Genomic DNA, 26,760 nt, shown 5'->3' with positions numbered 1-26,760 from the left:
TAATAAGGGGGAAATCCGGGGATAAAGGCGAACGCTTTGCTTCTTCAGATTGGTGTTGCACTCTCCGTTTTCGTGTAAAGTCTAATTTGGCTTTAAATAGGTTGAAGATATCAGTCACAAAATGTCGAATCTGGTTGCTCTTCCATACGATACACTGCACGCTCGCCGCCAATCAACTTCGGACGGGTCAGTGCTGTAGTTACACGGGCATCACCGATGTAGCGGAGTGCTGTTCTGAAAGGTACTGCCACATGCCGCAAATGCATGCCAATCATCGTCTCCCCAATATCCAGTCCCGCATGGGCCTGCACATGTTCAGCCAGGCATGGATCGGTCAGCGAGCGATACGCTGCGGATGCCATGGAGCCACCTGCTTTGGGCACAGGTACTGCACCCACTTCAGTCAATCCAAGACGTGTAAGCAGTGAACGCTCCATAACCAGCGCACGGTTCAGGTGCTCACAGCATTGGAATACAACATCAAAACCGAACTCCTGCTGCACCTCGCGTATACCCGCAAGAAGCTGCTGCGCTACTTCAACAGCACCGCTTGTACCAATCCGTTTGCCTGCAACTTCACTTGTACTTGTACCGATCACAACGATCTGTCCAGGTCCAAGCTGTCCGGCAAGCGCCAGTTCACGCAGAATGGATGCGGTCTGTTCATGCAATCCGGGTTGTTCCGAATCTAACTCAATAGTCATCCTATCGCCTCCCGATAAAATCATGCCCGGCTTCCTCTTGGCTGCCCTTGGTATTCTCTTGTATGGCATTTCAGGTACTATTATAGCGAATAATCAGATGAAAGACGAAAAAAAGAGCAGTCTGCGGGTAACGCAGAATTGCTCTTTTGCCCAGGCGACCGGCCGTTTGTTCCGGTGCTCCATCGTGGTTATGCCCACTTCGTCGCCAGTTACACCGGATCCCTGTTTTCCCATTCATCATAAAACAACCTGCGTTTAAAATCAACGGGTAATTTACATCCCATGTACGTTTTTTATATGGAAATCTATCGGTACCTGGGAATGATTAAACGAATCCAATTACTCCAACTTGTCCAAAAGTCTATCGAGCGCAGTCCGAATCTCTGCCGCAGCGATGTTGTAATCGTCGCGACTGCCGCCAAACGGGTCCGAAATATCAAAGCTCGGAATGCGTTGTCTGATCTCGATTGCCCGCTCACGTTCAGATGCCAAAATCTCCTGACCTAGCGCACGTTTCATTTCGAATGTTGCAAACAGGCTGTCCAATTCCTGAAGATCATTCAAGACTTGTTCGTCATTTTCCGCATACTCTTTCAAGGTATACGTCTTGTGTACCGAGTCAGGAAAAACCTGCATGACATGCTGTTTATGACTGCGTGTTAACGTGAGAATCAGGTCGGCCCAGCCGACTAGGTTGGAGCTAAGAAGCGTCGAATGTGGGGGTCCCTCAACGTTGTGATCCCTTAATACAGCCTCCGCATGACGGGAAATCGGCATGCCCGTTGTTGCGGCTACACCTGCGGAACGAACGTCCACCTGAATGCCCCGCTCAGACGCCAGTTTACGTAAAAGTCCCTCCGCCATGGGGCTGCGACATGTATTCCCTGTACATACAAACAAAATATGTTTCATTGTGGTTAGCCTCCCCATTTTGCAAATGTTGTCGAATCATGTTTGAAACTCCATCTGAACCAATGAAACTCTTAACTATATATTGAAGACTGCACTAGGCTGTAATTATGGTTAACGTCGTTTTTTTTAAAATATAAACAAAAGTCCAAAAGCGAGCAAGATCGCTCCGCCGACCGCTTCTCCGTAATCGCCCATATTCTGGCTCACACGCCGTCCCAACATCAGACCCATGACGGACATTGCTCCACCACAGACGCCAAAAGCCAGTACCGTTAACACCAAGTCACTGCTGAACATGCCGAGCGAGACTCCAACGGAAAACGAATCCACACTGACACTCAGTGAGAACAGTATCACACCGAGCAAAGATCGATGATCCACCAGTTTGGTATCTCCCTCCCGGAAAGCGTTCAAGATCATATGGGCGCCGAGCAGGACCAGCAGACCGCCAGCTGCATACGTCGTAATGTCACCAAGCAAGGAACTGACATATTTGCCCGTATACATGCCGATGAGCGGCATGATGATGTGAAACAGGGCCGTTACGGTACTGATTCGCAATACGTCTCTCATACGAATGCCCTTCATACCAATCCCGATGCCGAGTGAGAACGCGTCGAGTCCGAGAGCGACGGCCATAATCAAAATGGTTACCAACTGCCCTACATGGGCAGACACATCCCACATCCCCATACCCCCAAGTCACGTAAAGGTTCTTGTACACCTTATGCGGACAAGGACATAAACATGACCTGAGAAGACATTTTGCAATCCCAGCTCAAAAAAATGGAATTGCTAGTCGTAACTAGAGGACGAGTGCCAGAGGGAAATATTCTAGCGATATTATGGAAAAAGGGAGCTATCGGTCACCGACCTGAATGAGTCGGTGACCTGCCGCCTTGAGCAGCCGGTTCATGACGGCTGCTCCCAGCCCTTCGCGTGAGCAGGCTTCAGCCACAATATATGTGGCCCCCTGCTCATCGCAGCTGCGCAGCGCGGCGTACAGCCGGCGCGCTGCTTCCTCCAGCTCGCTGGCTTCGCCCAGCGAGAACACGGCATCGGCGCGGTACTGCTCCGCGTGCTCGGCGAACGCCAGCACTGCGGTGCGCTCCCCGCGCTGCGCCGCCTCTGCGAGGGCGGCGCTGATCCAGGCCGCCACCGCTGCGGGCGGCCCCTCCACCACGCACAGCGCACCTGTGGGCGCGTAGTGCGTGTACTTCATGCCCGGCGAGCGCGGCGCCGGGCTGTCATCGCCACCGGGCCCCTCGGCGAGCAGCGCCGGGTCCGTGGCGACACGGGCGGCAACGGCGGACAGCTGTTCCGCCGTAATGCCGCCAGGGCGCAGGATGGTGACGGTACCGTCGTCACCGACCTGCACCACCGTGGACTCGACGCCCACCCCGGTGGGGCCGCCGTCCACGATGCCGCCGATGCGGCCTGCCAGATCCTCGCGCACATGTGCTGCGAGGGTCGGGCTTGGCCGCCCGGAGCGGTTAGCGCTCGGCGCGGCGACCGGGCATTCCGCCGCCGCGATCAACTGCAAGGCCACCGGATGGTCCGGCATCCGCACGGCCACCGTGTCCAAACCGGCGGTAACTCGCGGGGATACCGCCCCTGGCCTAACCGGCAGCACAAGCGTTAGCGGCCCCGGCCAGAAGGCCGTCATCAGCGCCTCCGCTGTGCCATTCACTTCCGTGACCAGTGAATCCAACTGGTCACGCTGTGCAATATGCACAATCAGCGGATTATCTGAAGGCCTCCCTTTGGCTGCAAATACAGCTTCAACCGCAGCTGTACTGCGAGCGTCTGCGCCAAGACCGTATACCGTCTCGGTTGGGAATGCCACGGTCTGTCCTTGACGAAGACAGGCTGCGGCATCCTGTAAGTCAGCAAGAGCCTGTTTATACGCACTCCCTTTTGCCACGTCATTCTTGTTCTCATTGGTTACCAGTACATTGACATCCCACATACTTGTAACCATTTTCTCTGTACTTTCATCGTTCTCCATGCCTTTCATGGAAGACTGATGCAATTGCTCGTTCTCTCTCGTCATATATCCATCATTCCTAAACTTCAGTAGGGTAGTTAATGCAAGACATTCCGCTTCCGAGATGCCTTCTTCGCTTATGTTTTCTGATTCCTATAATTATAACATATCTGCTCTGCCCAAGGATGCGGTCTGAATCTTCCCAGCGATTAACATCATGCGATCTTTGACTCGAGCCTATGATACAACAAAAGGGCACTTCCATGAATCGAAGTCCCCTGATAAAGCTTATATCCAGCAGCATGTTATACAGTTATGCAAACAATCCCGTCACCCAATCCCACAATTTGACCGCCATATCCCACAGGAAGAAACGCGCTTCTGGTGTAGCTGCCTGCACAGATGCTTGTGCGTCCCCAGGCTCTACGGCAGCTGCAGATGGTGTTGCAGGCTTCGCCAGCGCATCACCTGTTCCTGCATCTATGAAGCATAATGGTGGAAACAACACACACCACCAGTTTTGTCCCTCGCCTTTTCCCAGTGTTATCCGCACTGCTTCGTAATCTCCAGCCGGATATACGGTACCCCCATATAATTTGGTTGGAAACGGAACAACCCCAAGTTCCACCTGATATGAATAGGTTAAGCCACGATTGGCAAGCTCTTCTCCTACACGATCCTCGATTTCAGATAAATGCTGACGGATGACCCCACGCGCTTCTTCCAGACTTTGCGGATTCTCCAGTTCGGTTACCCACCCATTCATTTGGGCAACGACGGCGTCCCGAATCTCGCGTTTGACCAACTGATCTCCCGCTGCATCCGAGTTTGCCAGAATGCGCAAGCGAATGGATTGTTCCGGAATCGCTGTGGCCGCCACAGCTGCATCCGTTTTCTGACCTTCCCACATCATAATAATCATCATAAGACATACAATTATAAGTCCAATTTGTTTCACGATTCTTCTGCTCATTCCGTTCTCCCCCTCGGCTCCCGTGATCATGATCCCTGTAACTCTCTCATGTCTATCAGTATGCCCGGAAGAGACGGAAGTAAACCTGCTAGATTACAAATCTACTAAAATTTTAATAGGCGGGTAATACTTAAAACGAAAGGACTGTTAGTTTGCTTTATGTATGACGAAAATCAAAGAAGCGCCTGCCTATGGAACGCTTGTCGGCTGGCACTTCTTTGATAAATCTAAATCTCTAACCTACCCTTGGTGTTCCAATATGGCATGATGCATGGATATCAGTGTATCGGTTACTTATTCACCCGGAAAGCTTCCCAAGCCCCGCCAACCGAATTGCGGCTCGCTACAAGCTTACCGCCATTATTCAAATCACAGGTCACATACAGGTTATTGGCGAGTGCCTGCAACGCGATTGTTCCATCACCCAAATCTATACGATTGAACTTCTCCCATTGCTGAATGGTTGTGGCTTTGGCGATCAGGGCCCCACCCATATTAACATCCGCTGTGACATATTTATTATTGATTTTGGACTTGAGGGACACCGTTCCATCGGAGTTCGTGATCCATTCAAAAAGCTCCCAGTCTCCTGCCGTCGTCCGATTGGCGACAAGCTGGTCATTGCCTTGATTCTCGGCAGAGATGATTTGCTGATTGGCTTGAGCAACCAGATAGTTGTATCCACTTGGATTCGGAGGCTGCACCGTGCCCCCACCCGTAACCTCCGAATATACGGCTTGAAGTAGCGCACCTGAGCGGTCATTGCTGTACTCCCAGAACATGATGCCACCCAGATTGCTGTTTTTCACATATTGCACCTTCAGGCTGAGCGATTGCGGGTCGTCATAGGAGATAAAGGTATTCCCATTAAACAGATAAGGAGCTTGGGCACTGCTGTCCCAGTACCGTGTATACCCGTTTTTATTCAAATACTGGCTGACAATAGTGTTGTAGTCGGGTTCAAAACCACCCGAAGCTGGCCTGTCCAGACCATTGTTCGAATTCTGGACACCAGTCCAAGCCCGGCCGTAAAAGGCTCCGCCAATAACCAGTTTATTCGCGGGAACACCGCTATTTCTGAACAGATTGACCGCAGACGTTACACTAATATCTCTTCCGGACAGATTCGTATGATGACCTGTGGTTGCGTCCCAGGTTCCATGAAAATCGTAAGTCATCAGATTGATCCAATCGAGCAGAGGCGTGATATTATTGATTTCTACACCGTTCAGATAACTGCTGCTCGCTCCGGCGGCAATGGTCAGCAGATATTGTTTGCCATTCATTTGTCCTTGAGCATTCAGCTTCTCACGCACCTTCGAGAGCAGTTGTGTGAAATTTTGTTTATCCTGTGGCCGTGCAGTTGTACCGGCAGCAGGGTTGGTCGGATATTCCCAATCCAGATCGACACCATCCAGATTATTGGAGGTTACCAACTGCACAATGCTATCGGCAAAGGTTGTACGTGAGGCGTCTGTTAGCGCTGCGTCTGAAAAACCGTTAGCTCCCCAGCCCCCAACAGACAATAACACCTTCAGATCAGGGTTTCTGGATTTCAGTCCAACCATAAGTTGCAGTTTGGTACGATCCGAGTTTGTAATGGTTGCTTTGCCGTTAGAGATTAGAGCGAAGGAGTAATTGATATGAGAGAGCTGTTCTGCCTTGATATCATTCGCGGTCCAATTGGCCCAACCAGCCACATAAGCAATAATTTTCTTTGGAAGAGGAGCTGCCTCAGCTTGTTTCGCCGGTCCGATAGCAAATGTTGAAACGGTTAGTGCAAAAGATAAAAACAAGAGCATGAACATTTTTACAAATGAAGGGATCGTACCGACTCGATTTAGGTTCATCACTTAACTCTCCTTTGGGTTTTAATTTTAGGAATTCAGCAGTAGCCTCACGTTTTGGTTAGCAGGAGGATCACGCCCTGTACTCCCTGCTGCTTCTCTCGTTAATGCCGCTGAAAGGCTATGTTTGTTGATCCACATCGCTTTTCCACCCTTTCTGTTCCAATCAGACTCGAAATAAAGGAAGCGTTTACAATTAAATGTAATCGATTTCATTTAAAGAAAAAGAAATCTGGTCTGCTGAACATTCATGGATGGAATACATAGATTCGCAGAAAAAATAGGCTAACTCAAAAGGATCATAGTACGTTGAGCTGAAGAGCAATGGGATATCAAAGGAAATTTGTGGCTGAACAATTTTGATAATCTAGGGAAGAAGTACACCAACGAAATTACAATTACATTCATCATTGGCATGACTAGTTGCATGGATGAGGAGTAGGTTTATAACCGACTTTCAAAGTATTGATTACTGTCTGACGTGTAGAGTGTAAGTAGGCGGGTAAAATACGTATATAATCTAGTTAAAATTAGGATAATACAGAATTGAAATATTTGTCAATAAAATTTAAATTTGGCATTCATTCAAAGTTCCAAAGATCGCCTTGCCTTTTTAACAAAAAAAAAAGATCTTCACCTGGCTGCGCAGGCAAAGATCAGAATAACAAACAAATCACTTACTGCTCTATAACATACTCCCCCTCTTAATGAGAAGCTGGATGTCCATAGCAGAGATGAATCATACCAAACTTCAAGATTACGCTGTTGTCTTTTCCTTTTTGACCATACTCCATAAACGTTCCAGTAAGGTAGGTCGTTGTTCACCTATAAGAAGCTCGTCCTCTTCTTCCGGGCCATACAATTTAATGCTCATCACCAGCCCGATACATGCCATATTAATGAGCAACGAGGTGCCTCCATAGCTGATAAATGGCAGCGTAATGCCCGTAAGCGGCATCAGCCCAAGGAAAGCACCAATATTTTCAAACACCTGATATAACAACATGCCGATAATCCCCACAATCACGACAGGTCCCGCCCGGTCTCTACAGTGTAAAGCGATTAACACCATACGATGAATGAGGATAAAATACATTAAGAGCAGAACAGATCCACCTACAAAACCAAACTCCTCGGCAATGACCACAAAAATGGAATCCGAATATGTATACGGTACACGCCCCGATTGAACAGATGTGCCTTGCATGTAGCCTTTGCCTGTTATGCCTCCCGAGCCTATGGCGAGACCCGCATTTTTCGTATGCCAGGAAGCTTTCGACGTTGCTTTATCCGGTACAAGCCAAGGATCAATTCGCTCGGCCCAGTGCTCCCGGTTCGCCTTTTCCAGAAAGGTAAAAATCTCATCGTGATATGACGTATATGCTTTGACGAATCCAAAAAAGGTTATCCCCACAATGGCAAGAGCAATTAGTGCATGCGACAACTTGATATTCCCTATCCATAACACAGCGGCCAGAATCACGATGTATCCAAGGGCGTTGCCCAGATCATTCTGAATCATTACGAGTGCAAAGGGAACGAACGTCCATAAACCAATAGGAACGATGTCTTTCCAGAAACGAAGCGTAGAATTTTTTCTTTTGACCAATACATGAGCCAGAAACAGAATCAAGATCATTTTAAACAACTCTGCCGGTTGAAAAGAAAGATAATCATTAATCTTTATCCAGCCATTCGCATTATTGATCGTGCCCCCTATGAAATTAACAAGAATCAACAGGACAATCCCAAACCCGTAAATATAAAACGCATATTGGATATACAGTTTATAATTGACCAATCCAATACCAATGAGGGCTACGAATCCAATTCCGTAAAACTGCAAGGTTTTGATATGATGATTGCCCAATTTCGGATCGGACTGAATCGCACTGTACACCGTAAATACACTCATGACCATAAGCAGCAGCAACACAAACAGAATAACCCCGTCCATCTTCTTCAGCATTCTCAGCATGTTCCCACGTATCCCCCTGAGGCTCAATACCCATTAATTATTTCCATTAGTCTTTAATATTACCATTGTATAGAATTGGAAGAGAAAATGGAAATCCGTCAAACAAAACAACGAAAAACCCTGAAACCCACAGATCTGTCTTGCTCCGATCTGTTGATTTCAGGGTTAGCTTGTATCGTATTCATTTGCAAAGAGTCTGTCCTAGGATAAAGACTATTGCTCCTGCTGTGTTGATTTGCGTCTAACTAGCTTCATGACCAGTTCTGTAATGCCTGGTTGTTCTGCGGAACCAAGGATATCCTCGTTCTCTTCCGTGTGAACCTTGATACTCATCACAATCCCCATACTGATCATGTTGATCATAATTGAGGTACCACCCGAACTAATAAACGGCAAGGTAATCCCAGTCAGCGGCATCAGACCAATGAACGGACCGATATTAACAAAAATCTGGTAGAGCAGCATCGCTATAATACCGACAATCAGATATGGCCCTGCCCTGTCCTTACATTCCAACGCAATCAGCACAAGCCTGTGAATAAGAATAAAGTACAGTAGCAGCAACACGGATGCACCTATAAAACCGAATTCCTCCCCAATCTGTACAAAGATCGAATCGGCATATGCCAGTGGCACCCGATTCGACTGAATCGTTGTTCCTTCCAAATACCCTTTTCCCGTAATGCCGCCAGAACCAATTGCAAGCTTCGCGTTATACGTCTGCCAGAGAACATCTCTTGAGGTCAAATCCGGCACAAGCCATGGATCGAAACGATCTGCCCAGTGCGAACGTCCAACATCCTTCAGAAATTTGACAATCTCATCGTGATAATGAATATAAGCCTGTATACCACCGATAAAAGCAGCCACAGCGATAATAAAACCAATAAGGGCATGAGTAAATTTAATATTACCAATCCATAATAGCCCCACAAGAATGACCACATAACTTAACGCATTCCCCAAGTCATTTTGAAGTAATACGAGTAGTAATGGCGGCAGTACACAGAGTGAGATCGGAATGACATCACGTCCAAAATAAAGCGGACGATTCTTTTTTCTGGCTAAAAAGGCCGATAAAAAAACAATCAGGCATAACTTGAACAATTCAGCAGGCTGCAAACTGACTCCGAATATGGATAGCCAACCTTTGGCGCCATAATATTCTTTACCAAAGAACATAACGAAAATGAGCAGCAGCATACCCACGCCATAGATATACAAATAATTTTTGATAATGAATTTGTAGTTGATCATCGACATCCCAAAAAAGACCACGAAGCCCAAAATATAATACATCACTGCACTTTTCGTGAGTCCCTCCAGCTTTGGTCTGCCGAAGGTGGTACTATAAATCGACAAAATACTAATAGCCATCAGTATGAGCAATATAAAAACAATCGAATAGTCTATTTTTTTGAATTTATGCAGCATGTAGTTATGTTCCTCCAAGCATTCAGCAATCTTCGGTATATCTCATTGTAGAGGATTTCACGGCAAAAAGAAAACCCGTGGAACCTTACATTTTCGTCACCTGTTCCGAAGTACGAACACCCAGTACATGCCGTTCAATGCCTGCAAGGTCTGGCACGACGATAATTTCCGGCCAATATCCGGCCGATTCAAGCAGAGTTGCGATGTCCCCTGCCTGTCCCTGACCCAGCTCAAAACCGATGATCTGCGGCGGTGCAGGCAGCAGCGTAAGCTGCTCCAGCATGATGCGGTACGGCCCCAGCCCATCGGGGCCGCCGTCCAGTGCCGTGCGCGGCTCATGATCGCGCACCTCGGGCTGCAACCCGGCGATATCTGCCGCCGGGATGTAAGGCGGGTTGGACACCAGGATGTCCACCCGTGCCCCGGCGAACGGGGCCAGCAGATCGCCTTCACGGAAGTCGATCTGTACCCCGTTCGCGGCCGCGTTCCGCGCGGCCACTTGCAGGGCAGCCGCCGAGATATCTCCGGCGCCTACCTGCCAGTGCGGGCGCTGCGAAGCCATCGTCACCGCGATGGCTCCGCTGCCCGTGCCAATGTCGACGGCGAGCGGAGCGCCGCCGGGAAACACACGGTCGGCTTCGCGCAGCACAGCCTCGACCAGCAGCTCGGTCTCCGGCCGCGGGATCAGCACAGCCGGAGTGACCTCGAACGGCAGCCCGTAGAATTCCTGGCTGCCGATAATGTACTGCGCCGGCTCACCCGCAGCCTTGCGCGTGACGGCGTCTTCCCAGCGACTGCGAAGCTCGCTGGGAAAGGGCTCCGGCTGCATCATATAGTACGCGGCCCCTTCGCGGCCGAGTACATGTTCCAGCAGTAGCCGGGCATTGTTGTGCGGCTCGTACACGCCGCACTTCTCCAAAAAAGAGGAAGCCTCCACGAAGGCTTCCCGACAACTCTGTTCCGGCGTCATGACAAACTGCGCGCGGGTCACAGCATTATTCTCCTCTATCCATCATATCCGTCTGCTCGGCAATCGTCAGTGCAGACACGATATCAGCAATCTCACCATTCATGATTTGATCCAGCTTGTGCATCGTCAATCCGATACGGTGATCCGTAACACGGCTTTGTGGGAAATTATAGGTACGAATCCGCTCACTGCGGTCACCTGTACCCACTTTGCTCTTCCGTTCACTCGAAATTTTCGCTTCTTCTTCCTGACGCATCATATCGAAGATACGCGTACGCAGAACCTGCAATGCTTTTTCCTTATTCGAGTTCTGGGATTTACCATCCTGACACGTAGCCACAATTCCCGTTGGAACGTGAGTTACCCGTACAGCCGATTTCGTGGTATTAACCGATTGTCCACCGGCACCACTGGAACAGAACGTATCTACACGGATATCTTTATCATGGATTTCAATATCGAAATCTTCGGCTTCAGGCATAACGGCTACTGTCGAAGTAGACGTATGAATCCGACCGCCGGATTCCGTTGTAGGAATACGTTGCACACGGTGTGCGCCACTTTCGTATTTCATTTTGCTGTACGCGCCGCGTCCATTAATGAGGAATACGACCTCTTTGAATCCGCCCAAATCATTTGTGTTAACGTCCATCAGTTCCACGCGCCAGCCTTGCGTATCGGCATAACGTGTGTACATCCGATAGAGATCCGCTGCAAACAGCGCCGCTTCATCCCCACCAGCTGCACCACGAATTTCTACGATGACGTTTTTATCATCATTCGGGTCTTTGGGCAGCATGAGAACACGAATCAGATCGTCCAGTTCTTTCTGGCGAGTACTCAGTTCATCAATTTCCATTTTGACCATTTCACGCATTTCGTCGTCCAGCTTCTCGCCCTGCATTTCTTTCGCAGCTTCAAGATCCTGGCTCACTTGTTTGTACTCATTGTACGCTTCATAGGTAGGCTGCAGATCCGATTGTTCTTTGGAATATTCCCGCAGCTTCTTGTTGTCACTTGCTACATCGGGGTCACACAGCAGCTCGCTGAGTTTCTCGTAACGGTCGGCTAACGCCTGTAATTTATCAAACATGTATAGTCACCTCACGCATTATTTTCGTTCCAGCATTTCAACATTCATTCGATTCATTCGATTCCGATAGGCATTCAATTCATTCATGCGTTATCAGACCATTTATATTTCACAAGGCACGGAGTTCTCAGAAATCCCTGACCGTAACATTCATTTTATGATCGACGTATAACATCGCTACAACGTCATCAAATCCTTTACTTTTAAGTTATATAAAAGAAATCGCGTACCCGGTGTCAAACCCGCTTCAACTCATTAAGCTGAGCGAGAAATTTAACATAGGTATACGACTCTTAATTATAGCATATTCTTATGCTCCTGAATAGCAACTGTTTGCAGCAGCTGCATCCAAATTTTGAATTACTTTATTTTAAGCAACCAGATTGATTTGCAACCGCTATAAGAGTATAAGAGCTCATCTCCCATGAGCCTTCTTCCTTTTATTATATCCAGAGCGAGTAAACAATCCAGTATATGTACAGGAGATACAGACAAATTTATTGTCGATTGTCTTAAGCTTATTGAAAATTATTCTGCAATATGTAAAAAGCCCTGCCATCTTCATTAGAAGACGACAGAGCTGCTATACTCGTATATTCAAGTATGTTTTCTTATCTAGATTATCCAGATTAGACGTTGAAGCGGAAATGCATAACATCGCCGTCGCTTACAACATACTCTTTACCTTCGAGACGAAGTTGTCCGCGTTCTTTCGCACCGTTCATGGAACCGGCAGCAACCAGATCGTCGTAGGAAACAACCTCTGCACGGATGAATCCGCGCTCGAAGTCGGTGTGAATGACACCCGCTGCGCCAGGTGCTTTTGTACCCTTACGGATCGTCCAAGCACGAACTTCCTGTACGCCTGCTGTGAAGTACGTGTACAGACCCAGCAATTTGTAAGCAGCTTTGATCAACAGGTTCAGACCGGAATCCTCGATACCGAGTTCTTCCAGGAACATTTGTTTATCTTCGCCTTCCAGCTCCGAGATCTCTTCTTCCACTTTCGCACTAATCGGCACCACTTCTGCATTTTCAGCAGCTGCGAATTCTCTTACTTTTTGCACATAAGCATTGTTCGCCACATCACCGATTTCGTCCTCAGCTACATTGGCTGCGTACAGAACAGGCTTCAGGGTAAGCAAATGCAGATCGCGCACGATCAGTCGCTCTTCGTCCGTAAGCTCCATGCTGCGTGCTGGCTTGTCTTCGTACAGAACAGCCTTCACTTTCTCCAGTACTTCCACTTCCTGAGCAGCTGACTTGTTGCCGCCCTTCATGTTTTTCTTGGAGCGATCGATTTTTTTCTCAACACTCTCGATATCGGCCAGGATCAGCTCCAGATTGATCGTTTGGATGTCGCTTACCGGATCAATTTTGCCATCAACATGTGTGATATTCTCGTCTACAAAGCAGCGTACCACGTGTACAATTGCGTCTACTTCACGAATGTGTGCAAGGAACTTGTTACCAAGACCTTCGCCTTTGCTCGCACCGCGAACAAGACCTGCGATATCTACAAATTCAAACGCCGTTGGTACCGTTTTTTTCGGTACAACGAGTTCTGTCAATTTGTCCAAACGCTCGTCCGGTACTTCAACGATCCCCACGTTAGGGTCAATCGTACAGAACGGATAGTTTGCCGATTCGGCACCAGCTTGTGTAATTGCGTTAAACAGTGTGGATTTACCAACGTTAGGCAAGCCCACGATTCCAGCTTTCAAAGCCATGTATATGACAACTCCTCATTGATTACTTGTTCGGTATGGATAATCCTATACATTATATATGACAAACCCCAAGGCATCAAGGAACTTCGCCAATTCGACCAGAGCGCCATCCGCTTCCCCAAATCCCTGGTTACTGCGGATGATTCGTTTTGCGTAGATCATACGTTTGACTTAGATTATCCGATTTTAGTTTTACCCTTTGATTTCCTTGTACATCGTCAGATCCGTTACCTCATACCCCATCTTGCGATACAGGCTGCTTGCCCGCACATTATGTCCAAAGACATGTAGACCAATGCGATCCACACCAAGGCTCAAGGCTTCCTTTTCAAGCGCCTCCATCGTCTCTGTACCGTAACCCTTACCCCGATAGGCTTCTTCGACCACAATATCCAGCAAAAAAGCGTCTTTGCCACGGCGGTTATCCGTAACGTTAAACCAGATATAACCCACATTCCCGTCCACGGCATGCACCAAATTATAGAGGTACGCACCAGGTGTATTCAGCCCTTCAGGTAAATATTTGTCGTAGGATGCCTCCGCAAGTCCCTGCGCCTCTTCTGCAGCCCAAGTACCCGCCTCCACTTTCTCTTCTGCAAAATCTTTAATTGAGCGAACACGGAAATTTTCATATTCTTCTTGATTCATGGGGATCAGTTCCATTGGTTTCCCTCCTAGTTTGAGTGTTCTATGTATGATCTTTTTGCACTCTATAGTATTGTATCTTGTTATACCATGGTCTGCATGATGCAATTCAAGCCAAATCCTATACAACTTTTAGTTACCTCACTCTGTTTATATCTATATGAAAGAAAGGAGCAGATTACTTATGAATACGCGTCGTCCCTTTTCAAAAAGGAAAATAATCATCCTATCTACAGTGATTCTCTTCATTGGATTAGTTATTTCTATAGTTTACCAGGCGCTGGACCCCTTCAGACATTTAAGGATCACGATTCATAATCAGTCCGACTATGATCTCTCAAATATTACAGCACGCGTGAGCAGCGGCGTTGACTCGTTCAATACAAACAATGAGGGTACTATATACAACTTAAATAAAGCAGTCCCCAGCGGGGAAGAAGTGAAGTTCGCTCCACAGCTGCAACTTTCCGGTGAAGGATCCGTCTATCTGGAGTTTACGAACAGCCGTGGGGAAACCTATAACAAAACGGTATGCGGCTATACCGAATACTTATCTGGCAACTCCTATGTGACTGTAACCAATGAAACGATAACTGTGAAAGAGGAATGTATGTAATAACGATACTTCGCACCATGAACTTATGTTAAAATATAGGGGCGAGCGACCCGCCAAAGTTCTCGCCCAAAGTCGATTGGATTATTCCATCGGCTTTTTTATTTTAACTTGATTATATTGATTAATTAGATCATCCAGGACCATAGATTGCTGTATAACATGAGGATGGAGCAAATCTCCATTATAGTCCGTCTTTAGTTGATAAAGCTTTTGTCTCGCTGCTTCGATCTGCAACTTGAGCTTACCACAATCCATATTCACCCCTCCCTGTTGTAACATTTTAGTCCGTTCTGCTAATTAGTGGGGAATCAGGCGAACTCCAACACGAAAAAGCTCCCTTCAAAGTAGGCAATTCACCATTCTACTTGAGGGAGCAGCTCATATTAAAAAAGCGTATTTTCAGAAATGTTGATTAACTTCCCATGCCATGACCATTAGTTGTCATGATTGCTGGATGGTCTATTTCAGCAGGGATGGGTTGAGTAGTAGGAATAATTACTCCTACCGCAATACTACATGTAAATATCAATAGTGCCAATTTCATCTTCATTTTTATTCAGACCTCCCGAATCAATTTTTTGTATCGCAATTTAGCTTCTTCAACTGCACAATATCGAAATTCTTCAAATAATTTTATACACTCTAGAATACTATCTTTATTCTTAATTTTAATTGCAAAATCCAAACCGCTAAGAGTTAACTCAAATCCTCTGTTATAATCTTGGTGTTTTAAATAGTATGTACCTAGGCCCACAAGCAAAGTACCATATTGATCATTCGTATATTGCTCGCTGATTTTTCCAATACGACTACTCTGTTCTTGGTACATGAAATAAGAGTCATATGTTTCTAAAACTGGATTAATGTTAATATCAAACCGATTCGCAGCATTCACAATTGCACATAAAGCAGGGAAAATCTCGTTCTCTCTCTCAGAAATGTAGTCCATATAACTTTGGATAACCTCTGTTTTACCTGACATTAATTCATATAGATATCGGTTGCCTTCTGCCCATTCCTCGAACTGACGAATAACAACGATTTCCTCGTCGCTCGGATCATTTACCCAGCTATAATCGGTGTACAAAGAGACATACTGAAGTGCTTTTTCATATTCTTCATAATAGAAACATGCTTCTCCAAGAGCCAAATATGAGTACAAAACGTAAAAAACAAACTGCTTTTTAGGTTTATCCTCCTCTTCTCTCACTGTTTTATACAACTCATAATGGATCATTGCCTTTAACTTTAACTTGTCAGCAAGATTCTTCACCTTATCCCATCGGCGCAACGAAGCATACACATTAATCAGATCGTTCAATCCATCCAGCTGATAAGGCTCGTCAAGCCGATCTACAAAAAACTCAAACTGCGTAGCAAGTGTAAGATTGCTCATCTGATCCTTGGAAAGCCCGATCGTGAACAAACGATACTGACTTAGAGCCAATCGTTCGGAGTGTTGCATTTTCTCGCTTTCAGCTACACAACGATATAAGGGCTTGGCCGCTTCCAGCTTCCCTTCACGATATAACTGCTCGGCCAACTCGAATAAAAGGGGTGCGTAGGAAAGATTATCCATAATTATATTAACAGCTTCTTCCATAAAATCGACCTTACCGAGTTCGGCACAACGGTATAGAAAAGGCCCAAGTCTTCTCCAATCCGGACTTGTATGTACAAAACACTCATTTATGTATAATTCATAGAAGTAACCCTCAGTTAAACCCATCCCGATAGTAAGTCGATCCAACTGCTGCATGCCTATGGGACGCAGCCCGTTCAGCGTACCACTCAACGTTCCTGAGTTAATTCCCGATATCTCAGAGAATTGATTGAGTGTCATATGGTTAGTTTTTAAATAATCTGCTAAATGATCACGTATTGTGGCTACTGAGTTCAAAGGTACACCACCTTTCCAAGCAAAATTAAGCAATGGTCAATAAAATTATACTATATTTTTGAATTTTATATCAATATTTTACTTGTAAATAATTTACTTTTAATATAAAAATACTTATCTGCATTGCCCAACTTTTTTTAGAAATGGTTCCAAAGGGGCGCCAGCGTCACGAAAAATGCACTGACTAGGGAAGCAAAAGTCAGACCCAATCTTATATATGATTTGTGCGAAGAAAAAACGAAAAGGCTTGATTTAGATACCTTAAATAATATTGTAAACACTCTGCGGACAATGACAGGAAATGACTACACTCTTACAGATGTGTTAGAGTACATACCGGATAACGATAAGGAGTAAAAAAACAAACTGGGCTAAGCATTCTCAATAGAGCGAAATGTCACACTATAAAGAGACACCAAAAAAACCGTCCATTTTTACTTTGGACGGTTTTTTTGGTTTTTTCACTGACTTCTGATTATGTTGAAACAGCATGTGATAGAGATGCGAAATCCCTCAGGAAAATTATACGAGCTTGGGGTTCGCACCTGCATTTCTTTCCCCGTACTAACGCCGTTCTACCAGACGCGACGTCTGCTTCAAATCCTCGATCCGCCCTGCACCAATGCCAAACATGACGGTACGCAGCTCGAATTCAACCTGCTCCAACCGCTCATTCAGCGCATCATCGGAAGCGACCGCGGATTCGAGTAGAGATCGGCCGAATCCGGCCAGATCCGCACCTAACGCAAGGGCTTTGGCCGCATCCACGCCAGTGTACAATCCACCGCTGCCAATCAGAACACCTTCCGGGTTTACCGCTCTCACTTCCTGAATACACTCCGCTGTCGGAATGCCCCAGTCGGCAAAAGCTTCTGCTGCCGCACGACGTACCGGATTCGAATTCCGGAACTTCTCGACCTGCACCCAGCTGGTGCCACCTGCTCCAGCCACATCGATAAAAGCCACACCTGCTTCGTACAATCGTTGTGCCGTTACTCCATCGATGCCAAAGCCCACTTCTTTCACGCCAACAGGCACGTCCAATTGACGGCACAGCTCCTCGATCCGATGAAGTAATCCGCTAAAATCGGTATTGCCTTCAGGCTGGAAGATCTCCTGCAAGCTGTTCAAATGCAGCACCAGCATATCTGCGCCAGCAATCTCAACGGCCCGCTGGAAATCAACAGTGTTAAAGCCGTAGTTCAGCTGCACCGCGCCAAGGTTCGCGATGACCGGAATATCCGGTGCCCAGCGCCGCACATCAAAGGTGGTTGCCAGTTCGGGCTGTTCCACGGCAGCCCGAATCGAACCTACGCCGAGTGCCCAGCCTCGGGCGTTTGCCACACGGGCAAGCCGCTCATTAATGGCACCCGTTGTTTTGCTGCCACCCGTCATCGAACTGATGAGCAAGGGTGTACGAACCCTTTTACCAATAAACGAAGTCTCCAGACTTACCTCTTCAAAATTCAATTCAGGTAACGGGTTATGACGAAAAGCATACCGCTCCATTCCGCTGGTTACCCCTTCTCCTGCCACATTCTCTTCAAGACAGAGGCGCACATGCTCCAGCTTCCGTTCCCCCGTAGCCACCTCGGGAAGCAGCCGTTTGCCGGCTCGCTCTTGTTCATTCATGATGAGACCTCCTTATGTGAGAATAGTGCTGATGGACAGGATCATTGCCAGCGTGGGCTAGGTTCCGTTCAGGATTTGCCCGATACAGCAGAGAGATTCTCAGAAATATTAATTCTTATTATGTAACGTACAAACGGTATGATTTGGATCTATATTATAAATGATATTCCCACTCAACGCGTCAACTCTACCAGTATAACGTTCCGGCCCGGCAATGGAAAGGGTGCCCCGAAACCCAACAATAACTTGAATTTCGAGGTCCAATTCATATTTGCTACTCAGATATTTGGAGGTTGGGTAAGTCATTCTGTTAAATGAATCTCTTCTATAACTTACGTTACGATTTCCGATGCAAGCTGCGCTCCAACAAGTTGCCCGGACAATGTCACAATTGGTGTTCCGCCGCCCGGATGCGTCGTTCCACCCACGTACCACAATCCTTGTACATCCTTGCTTTTGTTGCCGGGGCGCATGAAGGTCTGCTTCACGGAGTTGGACGAGATGCCGTAAATCGACCCTTGATGGGCGAGGGTATCCCGTTCTATATGCTGTGGCGTGTACCGGATCAGTACATCCGACTGCTTCAATCCCATAATTCCCCGCTCGGCCAGCTTCTCCAACACCAACTCACCGTATCGGTCCATCTGCTCATCCCAGTGCCAGGAGTCCGACAAATACGGAGCGTTCACCAGAATGAACAGATTGCTGGCTCCCGCTGGAGCCATACCCGCTTCCGAATAACCGGAATAACAAATGTAGATCGTCGGATCGGCAGGCATTTTTCGGTCACGGAAAATATGGTCAAACTCCGCTTCATACCGTTCCGGGAAAAAGACGGTATGGTGCAGCAGGGATTCATACTGTCTCCGCACACCAGCCAGTGTCACGAACCCCGAAATCGACGGCTCATACTTGCGAATTCGCTCATCGCTCATCTGTTTGCGATATTCTGGCGCAAGCAGCAGCCGATTGACGCTGAGCACATCTCCATTGGCAACAACCTGATCAGCTTCCCGGAAGCCCTGATCCGTATCCACACCTGCCACTTTGCCATTCCTGACAACAATTTGCCGGACTTCGATGCCAGTAACGATCTGCACCCCTTTTTCCTGTGCAAGCCGTGTCATTGCTTCTATTAGTTGATAGGTTCCACCCTTGACCCCATAGATGCCCTCTTCTGCTTCCACATGACCCATCATGGCAAAGATTGAAGGCGCCTGATATGGTGATGACCCAACATAGGTAGCATACCGACCGAACATAGCAAGGGTATGAGGGTGTTGGAAATAAGAACGCAGCAGCTTATCCAGCTTCACTGTAGGTCGTACGCGCAGCAGACTGCGCAGCATTCGAAGATTATATTTATCCTTTGGCGACAACAGTAGCTTTCCAAGAAAATGACGATTAGCTTCCGCATACAGCGCAGCAGACTCATCCATAAATGCATCATAACGAGCCGCATCTTCTGCGCTGTAGGCAGCAATCTGCTCCTTCATCCTCTCTCGATTGCCCGACAAATCGACCACGGTCCCATCTGCAAAACTATTACGTGTACGTGGTTCCAGCTCATATAACTGAACGTAATCCTCCATCTCCACACCTGCGTGATCGAAGACGGAACGGAAGCTTGCGGGCATCGTGATCGTACTTGGTCCTCGGTCAAAATGATATCCATCCTGCTCGATCTGTTGCAGCTTTCCACCAACCCGCTCCTGCCGCTCCAGAATGGTGACCCGTACGCCCTGCGAAGCTAGACGAATAGCACACGATAGACCTCCAAATCCTGCTCCGATAATAATGACGTTACCCTTCAACTGTACCGCCTACCTTTCCATACATACCCCTTGCCGGAACGACCTGCCTGCCAGGAAGCGATGCCGATCGCAATGACACATGCCATGCTAATCGGTTGCAGGAAAGCAAGCCACCAGGGTTGTCCTCCAGCGTGATCCGATACCCTTTTGCCTGCCATCCCGAGTACGGTCCCCACAAGACCATAAATGATGGAAGTAGAATTGCCGGTCAACAAACCGATCATCAGACCGAGCGGAGGCACAATATACATCAGTGTATACATCAGCATCGTGCCTAACAGCAGCACATCTTTGCGCCCCATGCCTTCGTACATGTTTTTCTTATACCCGTTCCACACTTCAGCACCATTCTGGTACATTCGTGTATTCGTTACATCATGAACATCGGCCAGCATGACTGGATGTCCCGCACGCTTAACCGCCTTCGCCAGACTCATGTCATCGACCAGATCAGCCTGGATTGCAGCATGTCCACCGGAGGCCTTATAACTGGAACGATGAATGAGCAAAAACGCCCCAGTAGCGGCTACAAACATCGGATTGGATGATCTGCGTATCATGAAAATGGGAAGATGACTGATGATGGTGAACACCATCATAGGCACAACGAGCTTTTCCATCCAGGTCTTCGTCACCTGATAGGGGAATCCCGTTACGAGGCCGCCGCCTTGCTCACACCCCGCAGCAATAGTCTGCCGGATGGCTGCCGGTTCTAAGCGCACATCGGCATCCACGAACATAAACCATTCACCCTTGGCCTCCTGCACCAGTCGGTGACAGGCATGAGATTTCCCCATCCAGCCTACGGGAAGTTCCACGCCATGCAGCAGGCGCACACGTGGATCATGATCGGCAATCGACTGAACTATAGCTGCGGTCTCATCTTCAGAGCGATCATCCAGCACCAGTACTTCCATTCGAAATCCGGATGTATCGCTGGCAAGCACACTTTCTAGACATCCTTGAATGTGCAGTTTCTCGTTGCGGGCAGGAATCAGTACAGAGACCAGGATATCCTTATTTTTCAATCCGTCTGCGTTGATTGAACGCACTTTGGGCAGACAGGTGACGTTCCATATTGCAAACACCACCTGAACGCCCAGTACACAAGTCAGTATAATCCATCCTATTTCAGATGCACTCATCGCTAACGGTTCACCCGCTTTCGTGCCGCATCGTATTTTTCACTCGTAGAACGTACATGACGAATCAGTGGAAAAGCGCCCGGTAAACTCCCCTGCCCGATGCGTACCAGCTCTGATTTATGGTCATTCAACTGCTGCTCCAGCACCATGCTCAATCTGGTCGCAGTCTCTTCACTCTTCCATGTCTTCCAATCTTCTATCACAGGCGTACCCACCTGCATCGATACCTCCGGAAAATCATGCTGAACCATGCCATGACATAAAGTCACAGGTACAGCTACGGCGCGTGGAGAGCGGCGTAACAGCAAACCAATGCCTGGACGAAACTCTATTGGCCTGGCATCCTGATGCAGAATTTCCCCTTGGGGAAAGATCCAGACCCTTTTGCCGGAGTGAAGCAGCTCGGTGGTATATTGCAAGGAGGTTCGAATGCTGGATGCATTCTCCTTGTTGATTGAATACGCGCCAAGTTTGCGGAAAAAGGCATATTGTCGCAGCTGCTCTTCTTCCATCATGACATAATGATCGCCTCGGGAAGTCTGCTGCGATGCATGATAGAGCAGCAGACCATCCCACCAGGAGCTGTGGTTCATGAAATAGATGACCGGTTGATCCGGATCTATGGGTGAACCAGTATTCGGTAAAAGCGGGTCCAATGAACCTGATAACGTAAACGAGCGAAAACGTCTCCGCAGCAAATAATAATGATTGTATAAGAAAAAAATCCGGTTAAACGGTTTTGATTTTACGGCGCGAATCATATAGCCAGCTCCCCTCAGCAAGAAGCACACCTACAATAGCAATGATGAAGCTGCCTGTAATTCCTTCTTTGAGAGCTAACAACCCAAACAGTAGAATAAACAGCTGATATAACCATTTTGCACGCAGCAATGAGCTTCGATCTGAAGGCATTGCCGGAAGAAACAAAGAGAGGAACGCTCCCATTACAAACCAGCTTATGTAATTGGTCCAGGGCACACCGTAGAATCCACCTGGGGCTTGCCATTGCCAGAATCCTCTGGCATGCGCAACCGGGTCCAGCACCAGATCGAGCACGATGGCCCAAAATCCAGTCTTAACCGCCCGGATCAGCTTGCCGGTCCAGGTCGAGCCACCGCCACTGAGCAGAGCCGAGTTACCCACCACGGCAATCCAGGCGAAGCCTAATGTAACGGGTACACTAAACAGGTGGATTCCGAAGAAGTCTGAATACGAATACTCGCCAAAGGGCCAGTGTGTATGCACGCCGACCCATTCTACCCCCATGCCACCCAGCCATATAATAAAGGAAACCAGCCAGAGTCCAGGTTTCATCCAAATGACTGACTGGTCGGACAACCCTGTCCGTTTCCGCCCTTGATATATCAGATCCAGCACATACAGTGCGTAGAAGATTAGAAACAAACCGTTGGAGAAGGACAGTACATCCGGAACACCGATCGTCAGCATCAGTACCGCTCCGATGAAGTACCACGCCCAGTACAGGCCCTGAACCATCAGGATACCGCCGTGCGGGAGGCTTGGTAAGCCAGCATTGGATAACGTTTCACAATGGCACCCAGCATCTCCAGTTTCAGTTCATCACTAACAAATGCACGCTTCGTATACACGTCATAGTCGTTGCGCTCAACCGCATGCAGAATGGTCGAATAAAAGGCTGCAGCCAGCTCAATGGCAAATGCACTTTCGGTTGGATACGTATCCAGACGGTCCATACCGATACGGAACCAGCCCAGCGCAGCTGCTTTTAATTCATGAATGATGGCTTTAAACCTTTCGTCAACAACACCGTTAGCCCAATCCTGTTCGGAATATCCATGCTTCTCCATCAACTCCAGCGGAACATAGCGGCGGGCTCTTGCCCGGTCTTCGCCCACATCACGGATAATATTGACGATCTGCATACCTTTGCCCAGCGCAATCCCGTTCATAGCCACGTCTGTACCGTTGTCATCTCGCAATACAGGCAGCAACATCTCGCCGACGGTTCCGGCAACCAGATAACAATACTGTTCCAGTTCCTCCATCGTTGTATAATGTGTGACTTTAAGATCGGTTAATTGTCCGTCCATTTGACGGAAGAAAGGCCCCTTGTCCAAATGAGGGAAACTCGTAAACAGCCATCGTAATGCCGGCCAAATAAAATGTCCTTCCGCTTCTTCCAGTTGATTGAACAGATTGCGGATTTCATGAATCGTATAGGGCGACTGCTCCGGCTCATCTACACTGTCATCGATCATGCGGCAAAAGGCATAGATCACGTACACGGCCTCGCGGCGTGGGCTGGGCAGACCTCTGAAGGCTTGATAAAAAGATGACGAGCCCTTTTGCATTAATTCCTCACACTTGTTCAAAATCGCTTCATTCATGTTTCCATCTCCTTCGTCAGTAAGTTCACTGCCATCCGTGCACTTTGCATCACAATAGGAACCCCGCCTCCTGGATGTACAGACGCTCCTGCCGCATATAGTCCCTTAATTGCCGGGAACGGCTTCGGTTGCGGACGGTATACACCGGATTGAAACAGTACGGGTGCGATGCCAAAGCTGCCGCCGCCATACAGCCCATCACGCTCAGCGTCAGCGGGAGTACGTATTTTTTTCCACTTGATCGCTTCACGGAGTCCCGGAAATCCGCGTTGTTCCGCTTCTTCCAACACTCGTTCTGCCAGCGCTTCGCTCTCCCGAGACCAGTCGACACCATCGGCATCCGGCACCGGAATGAGGAAGTACAACACACTCTGACCTGGCGGAGCTGCCGTCTCGTCCAATGCAGCCGGATTGAATACATAAAAAGAGGACTTCGCCGGAATGCGGCGCTGGTCGAACACTTCCCGCAGACTGCCGTCCAGACTTGGAGGCAGGAAAAACTGATGCGTCGTTGCATCATCCCAGGTCTTGTCTACGCCCGCATAGATCAACACACATCCCGATGAGGGGCGAAATGGCTTTCGTTTGCGTGAAAATTCAGTCGTCTGACCCAGCAGACCCGACAGGTGGGGGAAATCGCCATTGTAGATAACTGCATCCACATTTTCTGCGCCTGCGGCAGTTTCTATACCTTCGCATACACCATTTTTAATATTCAGTCCCGTCACTTCCGTGTTCAGCACCACCCGACCACCACGTGATATCAGTTCCTGTTCCAGTATGGCAGGTAATGCAGCATAGCCACCTTTCACCATCCAGATGCCATATTCATGCTCTGCATAAGGAAGCAGGGAATAAATACCCGGCGTGCCGAAGGGAGATCCTCCAATATAGAGACTTTGCAGCGAATATGCATCCAGCAGTTCCTCATGCTGAAAATAATCGCCTACAGCCTTCCGTACACTTTTGTGAGCACGTAATCGGCCCATCAGGGACATCAGAGAGGGAGTGAAGAAATCCCGTTTTCGCGGAAAAGCCCGTTCCAGAAACGCAGCCCGTCCCGCCGGAAACAGTGTGTCCATATCTTTCATAAATTTCGAGAATCCCTGGCTTTCTCCAGGGAAGAGACGTTCAATCTCTTCGGCCTGCTGTTCACGTGCCGTCATCTTGGTCATCACACGTCCGCTGCTGTAATGCACCCTGTACAATGGATCACAACGCAGCAGCTCAATCTTCGAACGATCCACACCCGCTTCCTCCAAAATGCCAAGCAGCATCTCAGGCAGAAGTACGATGGTCGGGCCTTGATCGATCCGATAGTCCCCTTCCTGCTCGTAGCCGATACGACCTCCAACTCTGGAACCCCGTTCGTATACCGTTACGTCCCAACCCTGTTTATTCAGCAGCAATGCTGAAGTAAGACCGCCAATGCCTGCACCTACGATGGCTGCCCGTTTCATGAATGGCCTCCCGCTTCCGCCGTTTTCACATACGAGGATGGTTTGGAGCGCTTGCGAGCGTCCTCTTCCTGGATCAGCTTCACGCTGATTCGAGCCGATTCAAAGATGGTCGGCAGCCCACTGCCCGGATGCGTTCCGCCGCCCACCAGCCATACCCTTTTTAACTCTTCAAACTGGTTATGCGGCCGCAGATACATCATCTGCCCAAGATTATGAGCCATGTTAAATGTTGCTCCACGGTACACGTCGAGTTCATTTTGCCAATCCAGCGGTGTAAACATCATGGATTCTTCAATACGACTGCGGATGTCTGACAACTCAGGAATCGATTCCATCCGCTTCATCATCGCCTCCCGCACATTCTCCCGTTCTACCTCCCAATCGATGTCTCCGGTAAGGTTCGGCGTAGGCATGAGAACATATAAAGCAGATTTTCCTTCCGGTGCGAGCGTCGAATCGAGTCTGGAAGGGTTATGAATATAGAGAGATGGATCCGCAGACAACACTTTGTGCTTCGTAATCTCGTCGACGTTGAGTCGATAGTCCTCGGGAAAATAGATCGAATGATGCGGTAAATCCACTTCACCGTCCACGCCCAGATACAACATGGCTGTGGAGCAAGAGTACTTTTTACGCTTCATTTTCTCCGGTGTATATTTCTTGAGTACGCCTGGTTCAAACAGATGGTTCACGGCATGTGCAAAGTCTGCATTAACAACGACATGATCCGCTTCAATGCGTTCTCCATTTTCAAGCAAAACGCCTTCTGCACGGCCATTGCGAACAATGACCTGTCTAACCGGACAGGATGTATGTATTCGTCCTCCATATTCTTCAACTACATCAGCCATGGCTTGAAATACGCGATTGACGCCGCCAATGGGGTGAAATAATCCATAATGGTGCTCAATGAATGACAGAATCGTAAACGTACCCGGGCAATCCCAAGCGGACATGCCGAGGTATTTGGATTGGAACGTGAATGCCCAGCGCAAGCGCTCATCTGTGAAATAGCGGGACAGAATGCCGTAAACTGTATTGTTAATATCGAGTTTCGGCAGAGCTGTCATGGCATCTTTTCGCAAATAATCTGCCAGCTTGCCGAAAGGCCTGCGCAGCAAAGGCATGACTTTGCCAAACTTCACTTCCTCTTCCTGCATGAACCGAAGGTAATTGTCCTCGTTGCCGGGGAAAAGCTCCTTGATCTGTGCGGCTGTATCTTCACGATTACGAGAAGGCGTAAACACCTTATCACCGAAATTTAGGGCATACAGCGGAGTCAGCTCTTTCATCTCCACATAGTCTGATAGCTTGCGTCCTACAACGTCGAACATCTCTTCAATCAACTGCGGCATCATCAAAAATGTGGCACCACGGTCGAATCGATATTCACCCAGCTCCAGTCTGGCAGAACGTCCCCCGATGACTGGCTGTTTCTCATATACATCTACTTCGTACCCCTGGCCGGACAATAACATCGCTGCTGCAAGTCCACCCGGACCTGCACCAATGACAGCTGCACGTTTACGTTGCTGATTCGGTATCATGCCA

24 protein-coding genes and 1 riboswitch are annotated in these 26,760 nt (G+C 48.2%); of the genes, 1 reads left to right on the top strand and 23 read right to left on the bottom strand.

Annotation, left to right across the window (positions count from 1 at the left end):
* Positions 1-110: 110 nt before the first annotated feature.
* The 12 genes from AC4PM4_RS11485 to AC4PM4_RS11430 form a co-directional block, all read right to left on the bottom strand.
* Positions 111-704 (bottom strand): TIGR01440 family protein, encoded by a 594-nt coding sequence (locus AC4PM4_RS11485; RefSeq protein WP_063568349.1) that lies wholly within the window; start codon positions 702-704, stop codon positions 111-113.
* A 141-nt stretch (positions 705-845) separates the two neighbouring features.
* A riboswitch (ZMP/ZTP riboswitch) is annotated at positions 846-927 on the bottom strand.
* Between the two features lie 116 nt (positions 928-1,043).
* On the bottom strand, positions 1,044-1,616 hold the full coding sequence (locus AC4PM4_RS11480) for a low molecular weight protein arginine phosphatase (protein WP_063568348.1): 573 nt from the start codon (positions 1,614-1,616) through the stop codon (positions 1,044-1,046).
* Positions 1,617-1,742: 126 nt separating this feature from the next.
* Positions 1,743-2,303: a manganese efflux pump MntP gene (locus AC4PM4_RS11475; protein ID WP_063568347.1), complete on the bottom strand. Its 561-nt coding sequence runs from the start codon at positions 2,301-2,303 to the stop codon at positions 1,743-1,745.
* Between the two features lie 172 nt (positions 2,304-2,475).
* Complete coding sequence (locus AC4PM4_RS11470; protein ID WP_491613687.1) at positions 2,476-3,597, bottom strand: L-threonylcarbamoyladenylate synthase; 1,122 nt, start codon at positions 3,595-3,597, stop codon at positions 2,476-2,478.
* Between the two features lie 319 nt (positions 3,598-3,916).
* Complete coding sequence (gene spoIIR / locus AC4PM4_RS11465; protein WP_491613641.1) at positions 3,917-4,576, bottom strand: stage II sporulation protein R; 660 nt, start codon at positions 4,574-4,576, stop codon at positions 3,917-3,919.
* 290 nt (positions 4,577-4,866) lie between these two features.
* Entirely contained in the window at positions 4,867-6,426 is a 1,560-nt protein-coding gene (locus AC4PM4_RS11460; RefSeq protein ID WP_491613640.1) for a glycosyl hydrolase family 18 protein, read from the bottom strand.
* A 754-nt stretch (positions 6,427-7,180) separates the two neighbouring features.
* Positions 7,181-8,401, bottom strand: a complete 1,221-nt coding sequence (locus AC4PM4_RS11455; protein ID WP_491613639.1) for an FtsW/RodA/SpoVE family cell cycle protein — start codon at positions 8,399-8,401, stop codon at positions 7,181-7,183.
* Positions 8,402-8,614: 213 nt separating this feature from the next.
* On the bottom strand, positions 8,615-9,835 hold the full coding sequence (locus tag AC4PM4_RS11450; RefSeq protein ID WP_072733630.1) for an FtsW/RodA/SpoVE family cell cycle protein: 1,221 nt from the start codon (positions 9,833-9,835) through the stop codon (positions 8,615-8,617).
* A gap of 85 nt (positions 9,836-9,920) precedes the next feature.
* On the bottom strand, positions 9,921-10,805 hold the full coding sequence (gene prmC / locus AC4PM4_RS11445; RefSeq protein ID WP_491613686.1) for a peptide chain release factor N(5)-glutamine methyltransferase: 885 nt from the start codon (positions 10,803-10,805) through the stop codon (positions 9,921-9,923).
* A 25-nt stretch (positions 10,806-10,830) separates the two neighbouring features.
* Entirely contained in the window at positions 10,831-11,898 is a 1,068-nt protein-coding gene (prfA, locus tag AC4PM4_RS11440; RefSeq protein WP_063566965.1) for a peptide chain release factor 1, read from the bottom strand.
* 629 nt (positions 11,899-12,527) lie between these two features.
* Positions 12,528-13,628, bottom strand: coding sequence for a redox-regulated ATPase YchF (ychF, locus tag AC4PM4_RS11435; RefSeq protein ID WP_063566964.1), 1,101 nt, complete (start codon positions 13,626-13,628; stop codon positions 12,528-12,530).
* 192 nt (positions 13,629-13,820) lie between these two features.
* On the bottom strand, positions 13,821-14,291 hold the full coding sequence (locus AC4PM4_RS11430; protein ID WP_072733632.1) for a GNAT family N-acetyltransferase: 471 nt from the start codon (positions 14,289-14,291) through the stop codon (positions 13,821-13,823).
* Positions 14,292-14,457: 166 nt separating this feature from the next.
* On the opposite strand from AC4PM4_RS11430, the gene AC4PM4_RS11425 reads away from it, so the two are divergent.
* Positions 14,458-14,889 carry a hypothetical protein gene (locus AC4PM4_RS11425; RefSeq protein ID WP_491613638.1) on the top strand — a complete coding sequence of 144 codons (432 nt, stop codon included), beginning with the start codon at positions 14,458-14,460 and terminating at the stop codon, positions 14,887-14,889.
* A gap of 81 nt (positions 14,890-14,970) precedes the next feature.
* On the opposite strand, the gene AC4PM4_RS11420 is transcribed toward AC4PM4_RS11425, so the two are convergent.
* From AC4PM4_RS11420 to AC4PM4_RS11370, 11 genes are all read right to left on the bottom strand, one after another.
* Positions 14,971-15,123 carry an aspartyl-phosphate phosphatase Spo0E family protein gene (locus AC4PM4_RS11420; protein WP_491613637.1) on the bottom strand — a complete coding sequence of 51 codons (153 nt, stop codon included), beginning with the start codon at positions 15,121-15,123 and terminating at the stop codon, positions 14,971-14,973.
* Between the two features lie 178 nt (positions 15,124-15,301).
* Positions 15,302-15,439: a hypothetical protein gene (locus AC4PM4_RS11415; protein WP_160319726.1), complete on the bottom strand. Its 138-nt coding sequence runs from the start codon at positions 15,437-15,439 to the stop codon at positions 15,302-15,304.
* A 6-nt stretch (positions 15,440-15,445) separates the two neighbouring features.
* Positions 15,446-16,789 (bottom strand): transcriptional regulator, encoded by a 1,344-nt coding sequence (locus AC4PM4_RS11410; protein ID WP_491613636.1) that lies wholly within the window; start codon positions 16,787-16,789, stop codon positions 15,446-15,448.
* 564 nt (positions 16,790-17,353) lie between these two features.
* Entirely contained in the window at positions 17,354-18,421 is a 1,068-nt protein-coding gene (gene fni / locus AC4PM4_RS11405; protein WP_491613635.1) for a type 2 isopentenyl-diphosphate Delta-isomerase, read from the bottom strand.
* A 332-nt stretch (positions 18,422-18,753) separates the two neighbouring features.
* Positions 18,754-20,235, bottom strand: coding sequence for a phytoene desaturase family protein (locus AC4PM4_RS11400; RefSeq protein WP_491613634.1), 1,482 nt, complete (start codon positions 20,233-20,235; stop codon positions 18,754-18,756).
* The gene (locus AC4PM4_RS11395) at positions 20,232-21,380 is read right to left on the bottom strand and encodes a glycosyltransferase family 2 protein (RefSeq protein WP_491613633.1); all 1,149 of its coding nucleotides are present in this window, start codon (positions 21,378-21,380) and stop codon (positions 20,232-20,234) included. Before AC4PM4_RS11395 ends, AC4PM4_RS11400 begins: the two co-directional genes overlap by 4 nt.
* Positions 21,381-21,382: 2 nt before the next feature.
* On the bottom strand, positions 21,383-22,141 hold the full coding sequence (locus AC4PM4_RS11390) for a lysophospholipid acyltransferase family protein (protein ID WP_491613632.1): 759 nt from the start codon (positions 22,139-22,141) through the stop codon (positions 21,383-21,385).
* A complete protein-coding gene (locus AC4PM4_RS11385) occupies positions 22,110-22,877 on the bottom strand; it encodes a carotenoid biosynthesis protein (protein WP_072733635.1) in 768 nt (255 codons plus the stop codon). The genes AC4PM4_RS11390 and AC4PM4_RS11385 overlap by 32 nt, the downstream gene beginning before the upstream one ends.
* Positions 22,877-23,749 carry a phytoene/squalene synthase family protein gene (locus AC4PM4_RS11380; RefSeq protein ID WP_063566956.1) on the bottom strand — a complete coding sequence of 291 codons (873 nt, stop codon included), beginning with the start codon at positions 23,747-23,749 and terminating at the stop codon, positions 22,877-22,879. Before AC4PM4_RS11380 ends, AC4PM4_RS11385 begins: the two co-directional genes overlap by 1 nt.
* Entirely contained in the window at positions 23,746-25,209 is a 1,464-nt protein-coding gene (locus AC4PM4_RS11375; protein WP_079695617.1) for a phytoene desaturase family protein, read from the bottom strand. Before AC4PM4_RS11375 ends, AC4PM4_RS11380 begins: the two co-directional genes overlap by 4 nt.
* The gene (locus AC4PM4_RS11370) at positions 25,206-26,756 is read right to left on the bottom strand and encodes a phytoene desaturase family protein (RefSeq protein ID WP_063566954.1); all 1,551 of its coding nucleotides are present in this window, start codon (positions 26,754-26,756) and stop codon (positions 25,206-25,208) included. Before AC4PM4_RS11370 ends, AC4PM4_RS11375 begins: the two co-directional genes overlap by 4 nt.
* Positions 26,757-26,760: the final 4 nt, after the last annotated feature.

The organism is Paenibacillus sp. MDV22-iso6 (assembly GCF_058408365.1).
The sequence above is the reverse complement of the archived record's forward strand: the minus strand, read 5'-3'. Positions and strand labels throughout refer to the sequence as shown.

Bases quoted from the DNA above. Each gene is read 5' to 3' on its own strand.
- AC4PM4_RS11485 (WP_063568349.1), bottom strand. From the start codon at position 704: ATGACTATTGAGTTAGATTCGGAACAACCCGGATTGCATGAACAGACC.
- AC4PM4_RS11480 (WP_063568348.1), bottom strand. From the start codon at position 1,616: ATGAAACATATTTTGTTTGTATGTACAGGGAATACATGTCGCAGCCCC.
- AC4PM4_RS11475 (WP_063568347.1), bottom strand. From the start codon at position 2,303: ATGTGGGATGTGTCTGCCCATGTAGGGCAGTTGGTAACCATTTTGATT.
- AC4PM4_RS11470 (WP_491613687.1), bottom strand. From the start codon at position 3,597: ATGGTTACAAGTATGTGGGATGTCAATGTACTGGTAACCAATGAGAAC.
- spoIIR (WP_491613641.1), bottom strand. From the start codon at position 4,576: ATGAGCAGAAGAATCGTGAAACAAATTGGACTTATAATTGTATGTCTT.
- AC4PM4_RS11460 (WP_491613640.1), bottom strand. From the start codon at position 6,426: ATGAACCTAAATCGAGTCGGTACGATCCCTTCATTTGTAAAAATGTTC.
- AC4PM4_RS11455 (WP_491613639.1), bottom strand. From the start codon at position 8,401: ATGCTGAGAATGCTGAAGAAGATGGACGGGGTTATTCTGTTTGTGTTG.
- AC4PM4_RS11450 (WP_072733630.1), bottom strand. From the start codon at position 9,835: ATGCTGCATAAATTCAAAAAAATAGACTATTCGATTGTTTTTATATTG.
- prmC (WP_491613686.1), bottom strand. From the start codon at position 10,805: ATGACGCCGGAACAGAGTTGTCGGGAAGCCTTCGTGGAGGCTTCCTCT.
- prfA (WP_063566965.1), bottom strand. From the start codon at position 11,898: ATGTTTGATAAATTACAGGCGTTAGCCGACCGTTACGAGAAACTCAGC.
- ychF (WP_063566964.1), bottom strand. From the start codon at position 13,628: ATGGCTTTGAAAGCTGGAATCGTGGGCTTGCCTAACGTTGGTAAATCC.
- AC4PM4_RS11430 (WP_072733632.1), bottom strand. From the start codon at position 14,291: ATGGAACTGATCCCCATGAATCAAGAAGAATATGAAAATTTCCGTGTT.
- AC4PM4_RS11425 (WP_491613638.1), top strand. From the start codon at position 14,458: ATGAATACGCGTCGTCCCTTTTCAAAAAGGAAAATAATCATCCTATCT.
- AC4PM4_RS11415 (WP_160319726.1), bottom strand. From the start codon at position 15,439: ATGAAGATGAAATTGGCACTATTGATATTTACATGTAGTATTGCGGTA.
- fni (WP_491613635.1), bottom strand. From the start codon at position 18,421: ATGAATGAACAAGAGCGAGCCGGCAAACGGCTGCTTCCCGAGGTGGCT.
- AC4PM4_RS11395 (WP_491613633.1), bottom strand. From the start codon at position 21,380: ATGAGTGCATCTGAAATAGGATGGATTATACTGACTTGTGTACTGGGC.
- AC4PM4_RS11390 (WP_491613632.1), bottom strand. From the start codon at position 22,141: ATGATTCGCGCCGTAAAATCAAAACCGTTTAACCGGATTTTTTTCTTA.
- AC4PM4_RS11385 (WP_072733635.1), bottom strand. From the start codon at position 22,877: ATGGTTCAGGGCCTGTACTGGGCGTGGTACTTCATCGGAGCGGTACTG.
- AC4PM4_RS11380 (WP_063566956.1), bottom strand. From the start codon at position 23,749: ATGAATGAAGCGATTTTGAACAAGTGTGAGGAATTAATGCAAAAGGGC.
- AC4PM4_RS11375 (WP_079695617.1), bottom strand. From the start codon at position 25,209: ATGAAACGGGCAGCCATCGTAGGTGCAGGCATTGGCGGTCTTACTTCA.
- AC4PM4_RS11370 (WP_063566954.1), bottom strand. From the start codon at position 26,756: ATGATACCGAATCAGCAACGTAAACGTGCAGCTGTCATTGGTGCAGGT.